Genomic DNA, 17462 nt, shown 5'->3' with positions numbered 1-17462 from the left:
GCCAGCTTAGCTTATATCCTAGGGTTGAAACTTACTCTTCTTTACGCATCACGTTAGGTAAGGAGCAATGATCATGAGTCCACAAACAACTACTCAACTACCAATTCCATCCTACTTCGATGCCAGGCGGGTAGGAGAAGTTTGGCGAGTACCTTATCAAGAAAGGGCCAACCAAGCTACAGATTGGGCGTATCAGCATAGTATCTCCCCCGCTGCTGAAAGGCGCTGTTTTGCCATTGCATCACCCGCAACAGTTTGTGGCGGCGGGGATGCACCGAGTAAAGTCTACAGATGCGATCGCTAACTGGCTTTGAGGGGCTGTAAACCCTTCTGTGGAAAGCTTGTACCCTTATCAATCAACGCCGTAACTACGGTTGAACTCCCTCCGGATACCCTCTGGGGGGATTGAAATTTTTGACAAAAATCTGTCTGATTAAGTTTTGTACAGTAATTCAGGGAAAATAAGCTTAATAATAATGAGGAAACAGCTACTGATTTTCGCGAGTTTAACGTTTCTAGCTCCAGGAGTGATTCTTGGCTGTTCTCCTAGAGATACTCAAACCCAAGCTCCGGAAGGTACTCAGACTCAAACCCAGACTCAGCAAGGAACGGGGACTCTTCAAGTTCGGGCTAACGGTGAAGACTTTGCTCGCGAGGGTTTCGTCTCCAAAGATGGGTGGAATATTTCTTTTGATAATGTCTATACAAACTTAGGGGATATTACAGCTTACCAAGCCGATCCCCCCTTCAATACTGAAGCAGGCAGCGAAATCCAGGCAACCGAGAAAGTTGTCATCGATGAAACAAAAACGGTGGATTTAGCCCACAAAGGTGAGGCAGGAACTGATTCAATTCTCGTTGGCGAAGCCCCCAATGCTCCTGCGGGTCAATATAACGCCCTTTCCTGGAAAATGGTCAAGGCAAACGAAGGGCCAGCTCAGGGTCAAACCTTGGTGATGAACGGGACAGCCGAGAAGGAAGGACAAACCATCGACTTTGTCCTCAACGTTGATCAGGAATTTGAATACGTCTGCGGGGAGTTTGTGGGCGACGAGCGAAAGGGGATTCTTCAGCCAAACGGTACGGCTGATTTGGAAGCAACCTTTCACTTCGATCACCTCTTTGGTGATGCCGAAAAGAGTGCTGACGACTCCCTGAATACGGGGGCACTGGGTTTTGAGCCGCTGGCTGCCCTAGCGCAGAGTGGCAAGCTACAGGCAGATATGGCGCGGCTGCAGTCTGAACTCTCAGCACAGGACTACCAGAAAGTTCAGGAAATTCTCCCAAATATCGGTCATGTGGGCGAAGGTCACTGTCGAGAGATCACCCAGACGACTACCAACAATAACAGCGAACCGAGTTCTTAGGATTTTTTTCTGCGGGGATTAAGTCGATACCTTAGTCCCCTCAACAACCTGATTGCTTAAGCAAGCGCTGATCAAGTAAGGATTTATACAATTTAGAGAATTATGAATACTAAGTGGAAACTTTTAATCCCACTCGTTTTTGTTTCAACCTGCGGTTGGTCGGCAAGAGCGATCGCTCACGGCGCGAGGCTTAACGCCAGGGAGACGCAGGCAATTGAGCTGAGTGCGGAATACGATACAGGCGAACCGATGTCGGCAGCGCCAGTCACTGTTTACTCCCCTGAAAACCCTAGCCAACCTTGGTTGCAAGGTACCACCGATCAAAAGGGTAATTTTGTTTTCACGCCTGACTCTTCGCAGCCAGGAAACTGGACGGTTCAAGTCCGTCAGGCAGGTCACGGCGACATCATCAACATTCCTGTGGGGGGCGACACCGCCGCCGCAGGGGGGGCTGAGACAGGTGATAATGGTGCCGTTTCCCGTGTCAGGAGTACTGCAACAAGCAATCCAGCCTTCACTCCTCTTCAAATTGTGTTGATAAGTGCGGCGGTCATTTGGGGATTTATCGGAACAGCACTCTTTTTTGCACGGGGTAATAAAAGCTCTGACTTCCATAGTTCCGAGTCTTGAGGATCAAGGATAATCCCATGAGACTTCCTAAGAAGGGACAAAACAAAGAGTCTTCACATCAGCCCTCAGAACAAAAATAATGCACATTCCTGATGGTATCCTTCCCGCTCCTGTCTGTATTGCTGGTTATGCAACGGCAGGTGGCGTTATTTGGTACTCGTTACGTCAAATTAACCGCCATCCCAATCACAAAGAGAATATTCCTAAGGCATCTTTACTGACTGCCGCTTTTTTTGTGGCGTCCTGGATTCACATTCCCGTCCCCCCAACGAGTGTTCATCTCATTCTCAATGGACTTTTGGGAGCGATGTTGGGGTATTACGCTGTTCCAGCGATTCTTATTGGTTTATTTTTCCAAGCGGTAATGTTCCAGCACGGGGGATTATCGACGCTGGGAGTGAATGCCACAATGTTTGGGATTCCAGCGATTTTGGCGTATTACTTGTTTCAACTGCGTTATCGATTTGGTAAGGAAAATCGGTTGTGGACTGCTGTCTTTGGGTTCGTGGCTGGTGCTGGGGGCTTGGGATTTGCAACGCTAATCTTTTTTGCCCTAATTATTACTAGTATTCCCGCAGATATTAATGTTGAAACGGAGCGGCAAGCGATTTACGGGCTGGTTCTTGCCCATATCCCCTTGATGCTGATTGAAGGGGCATTTACGGCTGCTGTGGCGCTCTTTTTGAAGCGAGTCAAGCCAGAGTTGTTGGAGAGTTGATGAAACACGCGTTGGATACCTATGCTCATCTAGATTCCCCGATTCATCGCTGGGAACCTCGATGCAAGCTGGTGGCACTGTTTGCTCTAATTTTTGCCTTTTCCTTTGTGCAGCAGTTGAGTTTGCTTCCGGTAATGATTGCGGTGACGATCGCGTATTTCATTGCCTCGAAGTTACCTGTGTCGTTTTTGCTGACGCGGTTGCGCTATCCGGGCTTTTTCTTAGCGGCGATCGCCATTCTCTTGCCCTTCACTGTTGGCGATACTATCCTGTTCCAGCTTGGGTTTCTGGCACTGCGCGTAGAAGGGCTAATCGCTTTATACCTGATTGCTACTCGCTTTATCTGTATTCTGACGATTAGCTTGATTCTCTTTGGTACAGCACCATTTTTAACCCACATTAAAGCGATGCGATCGCTGGGACTTCCTAGTCTGTTGGCAGATATGGCGCTGTTGAGCTATCGCTATATCGAGCAGTTTGGCAACGACCTCAAAACGATGCAACGGGCAATGCGTTTGCGGGGCTTTCGGGCGAGTAAGTTGAGCTTTCGGAATTTGAGCGTTTTGGCATCCCTAGCAGGTAGCCTTTTGGTGCGAAGTTACGAACAATCGGAGCAAGTGTATAAGGCGATGTGTTTGCGGGGATATGGACAAGCGCCTCCCCGTCGCCGCCGTCAGGAATTTAAGATGCGCCGCCGCGATGCGATCGCGTTAATTCTTACCTTCGCGATTGCGGCTGGCTTTGTAGTGGCAGAATTTTGGGTGGGAGGATCATAAGTCAAGTTTGCGAACCGCTTCTTGGTAGAGGGTGGTGGCGAAATCCCGAATAACTGCCTGATCGCCAATGCGATCGCCAAACTTCTCCTGGGCAATTTCTAGGCAAAGTTTCATCAATTCTGCCGATTGTTCTACCTGATGACTAACAACTTGCTGCTGTTTTGGCGTCCAGATTGCCGCCGTACTTTCTGATAACGCTTTACGTTCAGGATCTTTGCGTTTTTGAATTTCTGCTGAGAAACCAGAGGCAATAATCCCTGCGGGTAAAGCAAATAAACCAATACCAATAAATGCCAATACCGCACCAAATAATTTACCAATCGGCGTCGTCGGATAGACATCTCCATACCCCACCGTCGTTAACGTTACTACTCCCCACCACATCGCGGCGGGAATACTAGGAAATGCCTCCGGTTGCGCTTCCCCTTCGGCAAAAAACATCACACTAGAGGCAAAGATTAAAAGAATAAATACAGAAAATAAAGTCATGATTAGCTCATCTTTTTTTGAGCCAATCACTCGTAAAATAGTTTGTAGCGAATTAGAATAACGAATTAGCTTTAATAAGCGCAGTAAACGAAATAGTCCTGTCGATTGAATTAACTGCACATGAGGAAATAACAGTAATAGGTAAAATGGCAAAATAGCGAGTAAGTCAATGATGGCTAAGGGAGTCGCCGCATAACGCAATCTTCCCCAAAGCGGATGCGGATAGTGCGGATCGGCAGTACAAGACCAAAGTTGCAAAAAATAGAGGGCAGTAAAAAAGAATACAGAAACAATTTCAATATCAAAGATAAAAATATTGAATTTAAATGATATATCTTTTGAAGTTTCAAAAATAAAGGCACTAACATCTAAAATTACTAATAAACTTACTCCCCAGTCATCAATTCTGCTCCAGGGATCGTTGGGATCAGATGATTCTAAAATTTCATAGATTCGGGGCTTAATAGGTTGAGTCATAGAACATTTCTTTAAAACTAGAAACAACGTAGCAAAAATCCGAACCAGCAGTCTTATCCAATGAAACAGCAGACGCAACTCTCACCTCAGCACAAGTCCCTATCATGCGCGATCGCTATTAAGGATCTGAGTTTTTCCTACCCAGCCCGACCAGACGTATTGAAAAGCATCAACTTCACCATCCAGCCCGGAGAACGGGTAGGGTTGATCGGGCCAAATGGTGCGGGGAAAACGACCCTATTTCTTTCTATCTGTGGCATCTTGCAACCGACAACGGGAGAAATTTTGCTTTTTGACAAACCTGTGGCGGTGGGGGAATTTCGCCCGGAGATTGGTCTGGTATTTCAAAACCCCGACGACCAGTTATTTTCGCCTTCTGTGCGGGATGATGTGGCGTTTGGGCCAGAGAACATGGGACTATCAGAAGCAGAAATTGCCGCTCGCGTGCAGGAGGCGTTGTCCATTACAGGCGTCCAGAAACTGATTGACCGCGTGCCGCACAACCTTTCTGGTGGGGAAAAGAGTATGGTGGCGATCGCGGGAGTTTTGGCAATGCGTCCGCAACTGGTGCTGTACGATGAGCCGAGCGCTAATTTAGATTTGCGATCGCGGCGTCGCGTAATCAACGTTTTGCAAGCGTCCAAGGAAACGGTGCTGATTTCTTCCCACGACTTAGAACTGATTGTGGAAGTATGCGATCGCGTTTTACTCCTAGATGAAGGACACATCATCGCTGATGGTACTCCCCGCGAGGTAATGAGCGATCGTCAGCTCATGGAAGCCCACGGCTTAGAAAAGCCCCACTCCCTCTCCCACTGATGAGGAGCAGGGGTGCAGGGGTGCAGGGGAGAGAAAAATTGACAACGATTAGCCATTACTCCAATCGCCTATTTCATACTTCATACTTCACCCGTTCGGCTGAGCTCACGGCCGAAGCCTTCATACTTCATACTTTATCCTTCACCCTTCATACAAAATTTCTCAATACTCATGGCACTTAGTCCTGCAAAGACTGACAATGGAGGGGCGTGCTGTGGTGTGAGAAATCAACGTGAAAATAGGTCAAATCTGGAGAAATACTCCGCCAATTAGTTCCGCCATTGTCGGGGCGCTTCTGGCGCTGTGTTGTGGCGCAGTGGCATCAGAGGAGTCAGTCGCTGAGGTCGTGCAAAACTCGGCTGATACTATCTCCTCGACTAACTTGAGCGGTCTTACAGTCCGATCAAATCCGGTTGATTCCCCTCAGTACGTGCAGAACCCCGCCCCACCTACAACACCCCTCTCTGTAAAGGGGGAGAGGTTTTTTAATGATCGGCAATTAATCGAACTTGATATCACGGAAGATATCCCAGTCGAGGTAGCAACTGACCCGACAGGAGTTTTAGAGCAAGTCGAACAATACAGCGATGACGCGATGGGGCAAGTTACCAACGTTTCCCAACTGCGGGACGTGCAGCCGGATGACTGGGCTTATGAGGCGTTGCGATCGCTGGTTGAACGATACGGGGTAGTCGAGGGTTATCCTGATGGTACATTTCGAGGCAACCGCGCTATTACTCGCTATGAGTTTGCCGCTGGTTTAGCCCGCGCCCTCAATCAGATTCAGTCTTTGATTCAAACAAGCGATGCCGTCACTCTAGAAGATGTCGCTCTCCTAGAGAAGTTAAGACAGGAGTTTATTCTAGAACTATCCTTACGGCGGGCTGATGTTGATGCCCTCACCGCCCGGACGGGAGAACTGGAACTGACTCAGTTTTCCTCGACAACAAAACTTCAGGGAGAAGCCGTCTTAGGATTGGCTGGGATTGTCGCCGGGGAAGATGCCAACGGGAACGACCTGGACGATGTGGCGGTATTTGGTCATCGCACTCGCTTAAACTTAAACACCAGCTTTACAGGTCGGGATTTGCTCCTGACGCGGTTACAAGCAGAGGGGTTAAATAATCTATCGAACCGCACCCAAACCCGTGAAGGGGAATTGGCGTTTACAGGGGAAGGCGAGAGCGATCTTGAACTAGATGCTCTGGTGTATAGCTTGCCCGTCAGTGACAATACTACTGTTGTCTTCGCCGCTCAAGCGGACGCCCCTTACTACTTTGCCAGTACTGTCAATCCCTACCTAGATGGCGATGGAGCAAAGGGTGCCCTTTCTCGCTTTGGTACTCGTCCGCCGATTTATTACCTGCTTGAGGGGACAGGTGCAGGTATCAGACATGCGTTCAGCGAGCGGCTAGAACTAAGTTTGGGTTATTTAGCGGGGAATGGGAGTAATCCTCAAGCCGGGTTGTTTGGCGGCGACTATGGAGCATTAGCACAGGTTGTTTTTCAGCCCAGTGAGCGATCGCTAATTGGCTTAACCTACGTTCATGCTTACAACAAAGATTTACAAACAGGCAGTAACAACGCTAACCTCTTCACTCAGCTAGGACTACCCACTAGTAGCAATTCCTACGGTATCGAAGCTTCCTACCAAATCAGTCCTCGCTTCGTCTTGGGGGGTTGGGCTGGCTATACCGCAGCCCGTGTCATCGACCAAGGTGATGCCAATATTTGGAATTGGGCGGTGACGTTGGCGTTTCCTGACTTGGGCAAACCTGGCAATCTGGCAGGTATTGTTGTGGGGATGGAACCCAAGGTAACGAATAGTGGCGATCGCTTAGTCAATCTAGGCATCAGCGATCCTAGTACCTCTTTGCACCTAGAAGCGTTCTATCAGTACCAGTTAGCAGATAATTTGACGCTTACGCCAGGGGTAATCTGGCTGACGGCACCGAACCACAACAGTGATAACGCGGACATTGTCATTGGCACTTTGCGAACAACCTTGAGTTTTTAGTGCTTTGAATTTTGACAAGTTGGTTTCAGGCGACGCTTATTTAGGTTACTCTCAGTAATTTTGCTGAGAAACCTGTTAGATTTACTTAGATTGATCTTTACCCTACATGGCTGTTGTCATTAAACCCGGACAAATCTGGACTAACTGATCACAAATTTTCGCTGACCTAAAAAAGGCAAAAGTTCTGATTATTCGGTTTTTTGAAGCAAAACCACTGTTTTTTATGCAAATTATCAACACAGTCTACCCCTAGCTTCTCGAAAATCTGTCTTTTGGCGTATTTCTTTTGGAGTGTTTCGGATTAAAACTCAAGACGAAGTAGCCGTTTACGAATCTTCTCATTTGAACAAGCAATAACGGTTGATTAGTCTTCCTAGCTGGACTGGACAAACCCCTCGAGAAAACACGGACTAAATCCATCCCCACTCCTAATACGAGGCGACATGAGCAACGGAAAGACACAGGTACAAGACAACAAACTACTCGCACTGTCGATAGTGACCCAGTTTTATCCGCCTGACTATGCGGCAACAGGGCAATTGATTGAAGAGTTAGCTTTGCAGCTAGGCGAGCAGGGGTTGTCTGTGCAGGTGTTTACTGGGCAACCCGCCTATGCGTTTCAAAAGCAGACGGCTCCAGCCATTGAGCAATTAGCGACAGTTTCCGTGAGGCGATCGCGTACTACTTCGATTTGGCCGCAACGCATTCGGGGGAAAGCGATTAGCGGCTTGCTATTTTGTATCCGCTCTGCCTTGCATTTGCTCAAACGTGCTAGCCGATGCGACGTTTTGCTCGTTACCACCGCGCCTCCCTTCTTACCGATTCTGGCCTACCTGATCTACAAACTCTTCCGCTCGCCCTATATTTGTTTGATTTATGACTTATATCCCGACGTTGCTGTCGAGCTAAAGGTCGTGTCAGAAAATCACTGGCTGGTGCGCCTGTGGAGTTACCTCAATCTTTGTGCGTGGAAAAATGCTCAGAAAGTGATCGTTCTCAGCCCCTCAATGCGAGAGCGACTGATCGCAAAATGCCCAGATATTGTCGATAAAGTAGTCGTTATTCACAATTGGGCTGACCCGCAGCGCATCGTACCCATTGCTAAACAACAAAACTGGTTTGCTCAGTCTTTGAAGTTGGTAGACACCTTCACTATTCTTTATTCTGGCAATATGGGTCGCTGTCATGACATGGACACGATTCTGGAAGCGGCTCGCCTCTTAGCCGAAGAACCGATGCAGTTTATCTTTATTGGTAGCGGTGCCAAACGGCAAGCTTGTCAGTTGTACGTGACGCAATTGGGCTTACGAAATTGTCGCTTTTTGCCCTACCAGAACCGACAGGACTTGCCTTACTCCCTCACTGCCTGCGATTTATCCTTAGTGAGTGTCAGTCCGGGGATGGCAGAATTAGTCGCCCCTAGCAAGCTTTATGGTGCCCTAGCAGCCGGACGCCCCATCGCCGCGATTTGCGAATCCCACTCCTACCTGCAAACCCTAGTCAAGGAAGCTCGCTGCGGGGCTACCTTCAATAACGGTGATGGGGCAGGACTAGCAGCCTTTATTCGCACCTTAGCAGCAAATCCCCAGTTAGTTAAGCAAATGGGGCGGGCTGGGCGGCGCTACTTGCGATCGCACTTTACCCCTGACTTAATCGCCAAGCAATACTCTGTCGTATTGCAGCAAGTCGTGCAGGAGCAGTTAAATTCTGCTTATCCGCTCCGAGTTGGGCAGATGGCTGGAAATAAACGTTAAATCGAGGGGTAGCTTGGTCGGCTATTTTGTCTGAGAATTCTCAAGACGTTGTTTTTCTAAACTCTGTGATTTGTTCGTCTGAGCAATCGCCCGTTCGAGTAGGTAATTGAGGAGAGTTCGTACGGCAATGATGGCGGCAAGGCGAGCAATGTCATCCCATCGGCTGGAAATCATCGTTTTTAGAATACTGGCACCGACGAGAAAGCTCAAACCCAATGAAAAAGAATATCCCATCGCCACACGGCTACTTTGAAAGACTTCTGCTGTTTGGGGTTGCAGCAAAGAGCTTCTAAGAAAGATAATCAGCGCTCGCATCACCCCTAGGAAAATCACAAACAGGGCGAGCAGTTGACAAGTGCTAGTCAGAATACCGTTAACTATGATTACGAGACCAGCAATGCTGGTGTTAATAGACTCCAAATTCATTGATTTTTGCAGAATTGACAGTTGAGGGGCGATCGCTTCGATGCTCCCACCCATCGTATTGAATCACATCACGTCCACCACCCTCTGAAGGAGGCGATCGCGCTTAATTCAAGATTTGGTAAAAGTCGGCGATAAGTACAAGGGTTGCTCGTCTAAGCAAAGAAAGGTTCCTACTTCCACCATCAGCAGCGAACCTTTCCAGGGTTGTTGTCCCGACTTAGTTAGTAACTCGCCTTCAACAAACGGCTAAAGATGTTAAAGTTTTTGTCAATCCAACCAATCAAGTCTTCAACATTGGAGAGGACTGGCGGCGGGTTAGAAATTAGCGTATCTAACTCAATCAATCGCTCAAAATCAACCTTCACCTCACCTTGACGCTCGGTGCCATCCGCCTGAGAAAACTTCACCCCCGCTAGCTGCATGATCTTAATTAACTCTTGAGCCATAATGCCGTAGCCAATGGTTGTCGGATGAATGCCATCTAAGGAGAATAGACCGCCTTGGGTGCGACCTTGAGAGTTAGAGACAAAGAAGCGAGAATCCGGTATGGGGTCAAGTGCTTGCAGTGCTGGCGGCAGTTCATATTTACCCCCGACTTTATCCCACCAACTGGGTCTAGCGTTGATGTCATGGATATAGCGGCGCGATGCTAAGCGATCCAGTAACCCCGCCGCTTCAAAAACATACCAGTCTCTGCCTTCTAGTCGCGCCTCTTTCACGGCATTAGTAATAGACTCGTTGTACTGGTCAATGGCACTATCAATTGCCCTTACCTCAGGCCCAGTCAGGTGGGGATGCTTATCGGGATTGAAATCTTTGTCTTTAATCCAGGGCAAGGTGTAGTAAGGGAAGTATCGAGAACCTGGCTCTGCTTTAGACTCAATACCACGAGCAAACGGTGCAATGGTGACGTGAGGAACCGTTCCCAAAATCACATGACGAGCGCGGATTTTCTTGATTTCCTTCACCAGCTCGTCTAGTTCGGCTTGAAAGTGAATGGGACGCCAGACAGTGTAGCGGTCGTTGACGGATATGTCGTCGTAGCCTGGGCCGCTCCACTGCACATTAAAGGTGAGAATACTACCCAGAGCATTGTTAGAACCGATCAGGACAATCAGCGTTTCAATGCCATCCCCTTCGCCTGCTTCTGCACCTAATGCAGCGGCGGCTTGCACGGGGGAGAGGGCTTTACCTTGTGCATCCCGTGCGGTATTTAAAACCCGCACTGCCGAACGTTCGTTGTGGTACTCAACAACTTGTCCGGCAACATTATCCTTCGGCGGGTTCTGATGCAGTATCTCCTTGCACATATCTGCGTTGCGCGAGATTGTGTTCCGCAAATCCCAGCCGTAGACGGCAAGATTGTGATTAATTTTTCCTCTAGGATCGGGGGGAATTGCACCAGAACCGCGTTCCCAGTAATCCTCCACCTCATCCATCACTTGACGGATCAACGCCAAACCGGGCGGAAATTCCCACCAATCGATTTTTTCACCGTATCGCTTCTCTAACTGACGCGCCAGCCATTCTAAGTTGAGAGGCAATCCACCTCCTGGCCCGTTGTAGGTGGGATAACGCAGCCCATCCCAGCCCAGTTCTTTAGCAATAATTCTCGGATAGGAAAAGCTGGTATCTGCGATCGCACCACTCTTAAATCCATGGGTTAACGAATCACCGATAGTAACAAGTCGATGGCGGGGAGTACCTTGGAGGTTAACGTTAACCGCGATACCAAGAGTCGGGTCTGTGATCGGTTCTCTTGCTTCGGCGCGGATTTCAACGTCCTCTGGCGTTTTCGGATCGAGCATGTCCGGCGTAATCGGTCTTACCATGTTATTTCCTTGACTGAGGGTGAGCAATTTCAATAATGAACGATCCAAAGGCGTTTCCCTCGACTCCGGAACTAAGTTGTAAAATCAAAACTTTCGCAACAACGATGAATACCCCTTCGCACTTTTTAATGACTGCGGCTCTAGATAAAGCCTTCCCACGCATTCCCATCGTAAAAAGTGCGTTTCTCTTCGGCTCTGTTGCTCCAGATTTGCCGCTATGGTTGTTGTCTATTGGTAGCTTGATTTACTACCACTACATTTTGGGCTGGAGTGTTGCTGATACAACTGATTTAATGTTTACTCAGTTGTATTTCCACAATCCCTTTTGGATTGCGGCACACAATTTTCTGCACTCGCCAGTTTTGTTGCTGTTGGCGATAGGATTTTTGTGGCGATCGCGTTGTAATATCAATTCCCCAGAGCGTTGGTTATTCTGGTTCTGCGTGGCTTGCCTGCTACACACCAGCGTCGATATCCTCACCCATGTAGATGATGGCCCGTTGTTGTTTTTCCCCTTCGAGTGGACAATCCGGTTTCGCAGTTGGTTCAGCTATTGGGATGAGCAATACTACGGTCGAGAGGTGGGATTGTTTGAACTCGTGATGGATGGCGTGCTATTGATTTATCTCTCCCATCCCCTGCGGCGTCGGATCAGACGTTGGTGATTTAGGTTGTACAGCTATAGATAGCGATCGCTAATCCTTTTAGTGAGTTCACCAGCAAAGGCGTTGACGCCCTATCATGAACCAGTGACAAATCATTTCTGCAACGAAAAATGTTTAAATTTTCCGGAAAAAAACCTGATAACCTGGGCGTTCGCGATCGCCAACTCGCCCCTTGTCCAAATACCCCCAACTGCGTCTCTAGCCAAAGCCCGATCACTGACAAAGAGCACAGCATTGAGGCTTTGTCCTACAATTCCACTCCGGCTGAGGCAATGAGTCAGCTCAAGACAACCCTACAGTCGATGGAACGGGTAAACATCATCTCAGAAACTGAGGACTATCTCTATACAGAGTTCACCACTGCGTTGATGGGGTTTGTAGATGACGTGGAATTTTTAATCGATGACAGCGCTAAAGTTATTCATGTGCGATCGGCATCGCGTCTAGGAAAGTCAGATTTAGGCGTCAATCGCCAGCGAGTTGAATCAATCCGCGCTAAATTTAACTCGCTTTAGTCGGTTTGGACGGATATCAGCAAAGATTCTCCGTTCCAACAATTGATAAAACAAGCCCCATTACAGCTATTTTCCAGTAAATAGACCTGCTAATTGGGTAAGGGCAAGGCACAGTGCCAAGCCCTGACGATTTTGTAGTCCAAAGAAATAAAAACGGCTGTAATTCTAAATTCCTGGAGTTAGCAGACTTGCTCAATTTTTGTCATGGAGAAGTTGATTAATTTGACTTTGCAGTTTTTCCCGTAAGCCTTGAGCATTGCGGTAAGTTGAGACGGCTTTTGAGCTAGCTTGTGATGTTTCTAAAGACGGTTGATCAAGCGGTTGGATATAGTAGCGCAGGCGAGTTCTCATTGCCCAAACGCCCATCGAGGGGAAGAGAGCAAAGATCAGCATCAACGGGGAAAGGGGTAGAAAGGGAAGGGAGAGTAACTTGGCGATGCGTTTGAGATGATACCCCCAAGGATGCAAAAACTCACTACCAATGCAGACTACGGGGAGAATCGGAATTTGATAGCGATCGCTCAATCGAATAAAGCTAGGATGAAAGGTTTCCAGCTGGTAGCGCTTTGCCCAACCCTTGCGAGGGCCGTGTAAACCTTCTGGGGTATAAAGCAGAGTGGTTTTATCGGCAACGGCAGCTTCAAAAGCATCCGCTTCTGCCCTAACCCCCCCCAAAGCATTTGCCCATCCCGGCGGTAGCCACCAGATCATCCAAGCATGGTCAAATAAAGACACACCTGCAATCGGTTGGACTGTCCATCCCTTCGTCTGGCTAAGGAGAGTCCCCAAGCCCAATACATCCCAAGGGAAGGACATCCCTGCATGGTTCATCGCCACAATCAAAGGCCCAGTTTCGGGCAAATTCTCCGCCTGATGCAACTCCCCGCGAAAGTAGTATTTTACGATCGGGGTAAGGATTTCCTGGCTGAAGGCTTGCTGGTAGTTGGGGTCAAACTTACTCACTTCCGGGCGAGGTAAACGACAACCTAGACGCAACCAGCGAATCAGTAAGGCAAGATAAAAGCCACCGGGAATCAAAAATAAGCCATATTCCAGCCAGTTCCAGCCATCAGGATCGGCATGGTAGTGCTGCCAATGACGGTTAAATAAAATTAGCCAGCCTGGGGGATACCACAGGCAAAACCAATCGAACCAGGTGAATCGGTAGGGAGAGTTTGAGGATTGCGGCATTCGGTAGCACTAGGTTTGAGCGCATCCTATTTAATAATCTGAATTAGCTAAGAATGCCCTCTGTCAGATAGCAGATTTTTGCTTCTATCGATTGGGAATTTGATACTCAAGCAGATGTAATGTATTGCCCGCTAAATTTTGCTTGTCATTTACTCTAACGATTGTTCCACCAAGGGATTCGGGAATTTTTCGACTGGCAATATTTTGCTTGTCAACGGGATAAGTTAGGTAGTCGCAATTTATATTTTTAACTGCCCACTGTTTAATTCCCGCGATCGCCTCTCGTCCATATCGATTGCCATGTGCCAACTTCTTCAGCCAAATTCCTAACTCTGGCTGCTTATCTAGGTTGTGAAGTCCAGCACAACCCAAGAATTCTTGAGTTTGTTTTAACAAGATAACCAGTTGTAAGTTTGTCCCTGCTTGCAGTCCTTGTAATGATTCCTGAATAAAGGTTTCTGTCTCGGCGATTGTTTTGGCTGGCTGGGGATAGGTATAGGAGGTAATTTCTTCAGTAAATTCTGAAAAAATCGCTTCCTTATACTCCATCGAAATTGGTTTTAGTAAAAGGCGAGAGGTTGAAATTTCTACATCCAGGAGATTCATAAACGGCTTGGGCAAATTAGCGATCGCCCTTTATAAATAGGGGACAGGTAGAGGAATTCAATCCACAATCGTCAAGATTATTCCTACTAGCGAACCTAAAAGCAACGAGACAATCGCCAAGGCATTAATCCCAAAACCAGGCAATCGTTTTTCAGTAGCTTGATAGTAGCCCCAAGCGTATACTAGGCGTCCAACTATCCAGATGGCTCCAATTACAGCTCCCCAAATTGGGCTGACAAACAAGGAAAATAGCCACAAGCTTGGTATAAACAGTACGAGCTGTTCTAATGTATTTTGTTGGACTCGAAATACTCTGTCAAAATCTGGATCTCCTGAAGTTTGAGGAGGAAGCACTTTGTATTTCATCCTCGCTCTACCCACATTAGCGGTGAAGGCAAAGTAGAGCATTAACGCCAGAACAGTTACTAAGCTTGTCCAGGAAAACTCTTGAAGAGCGATCGCCATAAAAAATTCCTCAGATTGTTAATATGCCAACCCTTTGAGGTTCGCCCTCACTCTTTCCCTGAAACAACGGCTTCAGCAGAGTAGCGGATACCTGCTTCTTTGAAGCGTCTCAAGGCTTCACCTAGGCGATCGCATTCCGCAATCAAACTCACCCGCACGTAGCCCTCACCCGCCTCACCAAAAGCATTCCCCGGCGTCACAACCACCCCGGTTTTTTGTAAAACATCCAGAGCAAAGTCCGTCGAACCCTCACCGGGAGGGCAAGGTACCCACAAGTACATCGTCGCTTTTGTTTTAGGCACAGTCCAGCCGAGTTGCCCCAAGCCTTCTATGAGAAAATCACGACGGCGACGGTAGCGGGCTTGCACTTCGCTGACATAAAGATCCGGTAGCTGTAAGGCAGTTTCAGCGGCAGTTTGCAAGACAGCGAAAATGCCGTAGTCCAGATTCGTTTTCAGAGTCCGCAATCCCTGAATTACCTGGCTATTCCCGACAACGAAGCCCACACGCCAGCCTGCCATGTTATAGGTTTTTGACAGGGTATGGAACTCAACGCTGATTTCCTTAGCACCGGGAATTTCTAACAAGCTGGTGGGCTGGTAGCCATCAAAGGCGAGTTCGGCATAACACAAGTCATGCACTAAAAGGATTTCGTGCTTGCGGGCAAAGGCGACAATGTCCTCAAAAAATTCACGCGGCGCAGTCGCAGCCGTGGGGTTGTTGGGATAGTTGAAATAGAGAATTTTGGCTTTCTGGGCAACGTCATCAGGAATTGCGCCTAGATCGATCAGCCAGTCGTTTTCCGGTTTGAGAATGAGGTTGTGAATCTTCCCCCCCGCAATCACCGGGCCCCGGAAGTGAGCCGGATAGGCAGGGCTGGGGACTAATACCAAATCGCCGGGATTGATATAGGCTAGGGCGAGATGTCCCAGTCCTTCCTTGGAACCCAATAGGGGTAAGGCTTCGCTATCGGGGTTGAGGTCAACATCGTAGCGGCGACGGTACCAAGAGGTAATGGCGCGGCGGAAATTCGCAGTGCCTTCAAAGGGCGGGTAGCCATGATTAGCCGGATTTTGCAATGCCGCTATTGCTGCTTCGATGACGGGTTGTGGTGCTGGGCCATCGGGATTTCCCATGCCCAAGTCAATCAAATCCAGCCCTTGTTCTCTTGCACGAGCTTTCAGTTCATCAAGACGGGCAAAAACATAGGGCGGCAACGCACTCACACGCCCTGCTGGAGTTAGCCAATTTAAAGACATCGCTTTTACCGCATTCTCCATAACTAAATGAACCACACCAGCCATCTAGAACAAGCGCAACGTCACGAGCGAACTCCTGCTGCTGCTTTGCCATTGTCCTTTCTGCTGCGATGCACAAATCTATCAACTCTGCCCCTAGATCGTCAATTCTCTGACGCGAGATTAATAGGGCTGCGATTTCCATCAACTAAGCTTGTTGTTGAAACCATCGCCGCCATCAGTTGTTCAGGCACCACTGTAAAGGGGAGACGATGAATATCCGAGGCTTTACCGCAAGCGATTTCTGCCGCCTGTCGCAACTCTGCTAAAGTGATGTGACCCAACCCCAAATCGTCGAGGGTTTGGGGCAATCCAATCTCGCTATAAAACTTCAGCAACTGTTGTCGTGCGGAAGCGGCAAGCTGATTACCCTGAATCATTTCTTCTAAGCGCAACTGCACAAGAATGCCGTAGGCAACCTTTTCACCATGCAGGGCATTATGGGCAGCAGGGATATGAGTCAAGCCGTTGTGGACAGCGTGGGCAGCAACTGTGCGACATTGGGCACCCCCCAAGCCACCGATAACACCTGCTAATAAGACCGTGGCATCTACGACTTCTCGCCACTCCTCTCCACCGGGTTCTTGCAGGGCAGCCGCAGACTTTTGGAAGAGGATATCTCGCAGGACTCTGGCTTGTTGAACTGCCGCGATAATCAGCGTCGCCGGAGAGCTGCCGCTACTGACTGACGCTTCGTACCACTTGGCTAACGCATCGCCAATTCCCGCCACTAAGGTACGTTGTGGTGCCGTTTGAATCAGGCTGTAGTCGAGTAACAATAAGTCAGGACATTTGTCAAGGGCGACATCGTACTCAAAGGCACCCTGCTCAGAGTAGATATTCGACAAAGCTGTCCAAGCCGCACAGGTAGCAGCGGAAGTCGGGATGGTGACAATCGGTAACTGGCACTGATGAGCCAACAGTTTTGCTGTATCTAATGCCTTACCGCCACCGATACCGATAATCACATCGGCTTGATGTTTGTTCGCTGCGGCTCGCAGAGATGCCAAAGATACTTCGCTGCAATCGGGACTGTAGGAGGCGGGGGCAGATTTAAGTTGCTGAGGCAGTAAAATTGCTTGCAACTGAGGAGTAAAGCTAGCTAGGGTGCGATCGCCTCCGACAATTAAGGGACGTTTTCCCAAGCGAGCGATCGCTTCTCCTGACTCAGCTAATGCCTGTTCGCCCCGCAGTATTTGCCTTGGGGCAACGAAAAGCGATAACAAAGAAGAACGAAAGGTTTGAGTTGACAACTTCTTCGCGGCAGATTGATTGCTCATATTTTGTGTATTTAACACTACCATCTCTTGAGGGAGGGTGAGAGTCCTGAGTCGGTGAGTCCTGAGTCCTGAGTTGGGGAGAAAGTATGAAGGGTGAAGTATGAAGTATGAAGGGTGAAGTATGAAGGGTGAAGTAT

The 17462-nt window shown here is 48.5% G+C and carries 17 protein-coding genes and 1 pseudogene; 10 read left to right on the top strand and 8 right to left on the bottom strand.

Features of this window, described 5'->3' with window-relative positions; all coding sequences use genetic code 11:
• Window positions 1–73: 73 nt before the first annotated feature.
• The 5 genes and pseudogenes from AC5JR3_RS14515 to cbiQ all read left to right on the top strand — a co-directional run.
• Window positions 74–220: pseudogene (locus AC5JR3_RS14515) on the top strand (isochorismatase); the annotation flags it as partial.
• A 256-nt stretch (window positions 221–476) separates the two neighbouring features.
• The gene (locus tag AC5JR3_RS14510; RefSeq protein WP_495847173.1) at window positions 477–1367 is read left to right on the top strand and encodes a DUF4382 domain-containing protein; all 891 of its coding nucleotides are present in this window, start codon (window positions 477–479) and stop codon (window positions 1365–1367) included.
• 102 nt (window positions 1368–1469) lie between these two features.
• The gene (locus AC5JR3_RS14505) at window positions 1470–1997 is read left to right on the top strand and encodes a carboxypeptidase regulatory-like domain-containing protein (RefSeq protein WP_495847171.1); all 528 of its coding nucleotides are present in this window, start codon (window positions 1470–1472) and stop codon (window positions 1995–1997) included.
• Window positions 1998–2076: 79 nt separating this feature from the next.
• Entirely contained in the window at window positions 2077–2715 is a 639-nt protein-coding gene (gene cbiM, locus AC5JR3_RS14500) for a cobalt transporter CbiM (protein ID WP_495847169.1), read from the top strand.
• On the top strand, window positions 2715–3491 hold the full coding sequence (cbiQ, locus tag AC5JR3_RS14495; protein WP_495847167.1) for a cobalt ECF transporter T component CbiQ: 777 nt from the start codon (window positions 2715–2717) through the stop codon (window positions 3489–3491). The genes cbiM and cbiQ overlap by 1 nt, the downstream gene beginning before the upstream one ends.
• On the opposite strand, the gene AC5JR3_RS14490 is transcribed toward cbiQ, so the two are convergent.
• Window positions 3486–4457, bottom strand: coding sequence for an ion transporter (locus AC5JR3_RS14490; protein ID WP_495847165.1), 972 nt, complete (start codon window positions 4455–4457; stop codon window positions 3486–3488). The genes cbiQ and AC5JR3_RS14490 overlap by 6 nt on opposite strands.
• A 60-nt stretch (window positions 4458–4517) precedes the next feature.
• On the opposite strand from AC5JR3_RS14490, the gene AC5JR3_RS14485 reads away from it, so the two are divergent.
• The 3 genes from AC5JR3_RS14485 (at window position 4518) to AC5JR3_RS14475 (ending at window position 9047) form a co-directional block, all read left to right on the top strand.
• A complete protein-coding gene (locus tag AC5JR3_RS14485; protein ID WP_495847163.1) occupies window positions 4518–5276 on the top strand; it encodes an energy-coupling factor ABC transporter ATP-binding protein in 759 nt (252 codons plus the stop codon).
• A 232-nt stretch (window positions 5277–5508) separates the two neighbouring features.
• Window positions 5509–7293, top strand: coding sequence for an iron uptake porin (locus tag AC5JR3_RS14480; RefSeq protein ID WP_495847161.1), 1785 nt, complete (start codon window positions 5509–5511; stop codon window positions 7291–7293).
• 443 nt (window positions 7294–7736) lie between these two features.
• Window positions 7737–9047 carry a glycosyltransferase family 4 protein gene (locus tag AC5JR3_RS14475; protein WP_495847159.1) on the top strand — a complete coding sequence of 437 codons (1311 nt, stop codon included), beginning with the start codon at window positions 7737–7739 and terminating at the stop codon, window positions 9045–9047.
• A 21-nt stretch (window positions 9048–9068) separates the two neighbouring features.
• Here AC5JR3_RS14475 and AC5JR3_RS14470 read toward each other — a convergent pair whose 3' ends face one another.
• Both AC5JR3_RS14470 and AC5JR3_RS14465 read right to left on the bottom strand, forming a co-directional pair.
• Window positions 9069–9473: a DUF1622 domain-containing protein gene (locus AC5JR3_RS14470; RefSeq protein WP_495847217.1), complete on the bottom strand. Its 405-nt coding sequence runs from the start codon at window positions 9471–9473 to the stop codon at window positions 9069–9071.
• Between the two features lie 221 nt (window positions 9474–9694).
• Window positions 9695–11305, bottom strand: a complete 1611-nt coding sequence (locus AC5JR3_RS14465) for a hypothetical protein (RefSeq protein ID WP_495847215.1) — start codon at window positions 11303–11305, stop codon at window positions 9695–9697.
• Window positions 11306–11409: 104 nt separating this feature from the next.
• Here AC5JR3_RS14465 and AC5JR3_RS14460 point away from each other — a divergent pair, with 104 nt between their 5' ends.
• Window positions 11410–11970, top strand: coding sequence for a metal-dependent hydrolase (locus tag AC5JR3_RS14460; protein WP_495847157.1), 561 nt, complete (start codon window positions 11410–11412; stop codon window positions 11968–11970).
• 110 nt (window positions 11971–12080) lie between these two features.
• A complete protein-coding gene (locus tag AC5JR3_RS14455) occupies window positions 12081–12485 on the top strand; it encodes a DUF1499 domain-containing protein (RefSeq protein ID WP_495847155.1) in 405 nt (134 codons plus the stop codon).
• Between the two features lie 192 nt (window positions 12486–12677).
• Here the strand turns inward: AC5JR3_RS14455 and AC5JR3_RS14450 are convergent, their stop codons facing one another.
• From AC5JR3_RS14450 to AC5JR3_RS14430, 5 genes are all read right to left on the bottom strand, one after another.
• Window positions 12678–13676, bottom strand: coding sequence for a 1-acyl-sn-glycerol-3-phosphate acyltransferase (locus tag AC5JR3_RS14450; RefSeq protein WP_495847153.1), 999 nt, complete (start codon window positions 13674–13676; stop codon window positions 12678–12680).
• Window positions 13677–13760: 84 nt separating this feature from the next.
• Window positions 13761–14297, bottom strand: a complete 537-nt coding sequence (locus AC5JR3_RS14445) for a GNAT family N-acetyltransferase (protein WP_495847151.1) — start codon at window positions 14295–14297, stop codon at window positions 13761–13763.
• A 42-nt stretch (window positions 14298–14339) separates the two neighbouring features.
• On the bottom strand, window positions 14340–14747 hold the full coding sequence (locus AC5JR3_RS14440; protein ID WP_495847149.1) for an MAPEG family protein: 408 nt from the start codon (window positions 14745–14747) through the stop codon (window positions 14340–14342).
• Window positions 14748–14794: 47 nt separating this feature from the next.
• Window positions 14795–16006 carry an aspartate aminotransferase gene (locus AC5JR3_RS14435; RefSeq protein ID WP_495847213.1) on the bottom strand — a complete coding sequence of 404 codons (1212 nt, stop codon included), beginning with the start codon at window positions 16004–16006 and terminating at the stop codon, window positions 14795–14797.
• A gap of 143 nt (window positions 16007–16149) precedes the next feature.
• Complete coding sequence (locus AC5JR3_RS14430) at window positions 16150–17325, bottom strand: iron-containing alcohol dehydrogenase family protein (protein WP_495847147.1); 1176 nt, start codon at window positions 17323–17325, stop codon at window positions 16150–16152.
• Window positions 17326–17462: the final 137 nt, after the last annotated feature.

Source organism: Kastovskya adunca, from assembly GCF_059505785.1.
This window is presented reverse-complemented; position numbering and strand designations above follow the sequence as displayed.

Bases quoted from the DNA above. Each gene is read 5' to 3' on its own strand.
- AC5JR3_RS14510 (WP_495847173.1), top strand. From the start codon at position 477: ATGAGGAAACAGCTACTGATTTTCGCGAGTTTAACGTTTCTAGCTCCA.
- AC5JR3_RS14505 (WP_495847171.1), top strand. From the start codon at position 1,470: ATGAATACTAAGTGGAAACTTTTAATCCCACTCGTTTTTGTTTCAACC.
- cbiM (WP_495847169.1), top strand. From the start codon at position 2,077: ATGCACATTCCTGATGGTATCCTTCCCGCTCCTGTCTGTATTGCTGGT.
- cbiQ (WP_495847167.1), top strand. From the start codon at position 2,715: ATGAAACACGCGTTGGATACCTATGCTCATCTAGATTCCCCGATTCAT.
- AC5JR3_RS14490 (WP_495847165.1), bottom strand. From the start codon at position 4,457: ATGACTCAACCTATTAAGCCCCGAATCTATGAAATTTTAGAATCATCT.
- AC5JR3_RS14485 (WP_495847163.1), top strand. From the start codon at position 4,518: ATGAAACAGCAGACGCAACTCTCACCTCAGCACAAGTCCCTATCATGC.
- AC5JR3_RS14475 (WP_495847159.1), top strand. From the start codon at position 7,737: ATGAGCAACGGAAAGACACAGGTACAAGACAACAAACTACTCGCACTG.
- AC5JR3_RS14470 (WP_495847217.1), bottom strand. From the start codon at position 9,473: ATGAATTTGGAGTCTATTAACACCAGCATTGCTGGTCTCGTAATCATA.
- AC5JR3_RS14465 (WP_495847215.1), bottom strand. From the start codon at position 11,305: ATGGTAAGACCGATTACGCCGGACATGCTCGATCCGAAAACGCCAGAG.
- AC5JR3_RS14460 (WP_495847157.1), top strand. From the start codon at position 11,410: ATGAATACCCCTTCGCACTTTTTAATGACTGCGGCTCTAGATAAAGCC.
- AC5JR3_RS14455 (WP_495847155.1), top strand. From the start codon at position 12,081: ATGTTTAAATTTTCCGGAAAAAAACCTGATAACCTGGGCGTTCGCGAT.
- AC5JR3_RS14450 (WP_495847153.1), bottom strand. From the start codon at position 13,676: ATGCCGCAATCCTCAAACTCTCCCTACCGATTCACCTGGTTCGATTGG.
- AC5JR3_RS14440 (WP_495847149.1), bottom strand. From the start codon at position 14,747: ATGGCGATCGCTCTTCAAGAGTTTTCCTGGACAAGCTTAGTAACTGTT.
- AC5JR3_RS14435 (WP_495847213.1), bottom strand. From the start codon at position 16,006: ATGTCTTTAAATTGGCTAACTCCAGCAGGGCGTGTGAGTGCGTTGCCG.
- AC5JR3_RS14430 (WP_495847147.1), bottom strand. From the start codon at position 17,325: ATGAGCAATCAATCTGCCGCGAAGAAGTTGTCAACTCAAACCTTTCGT.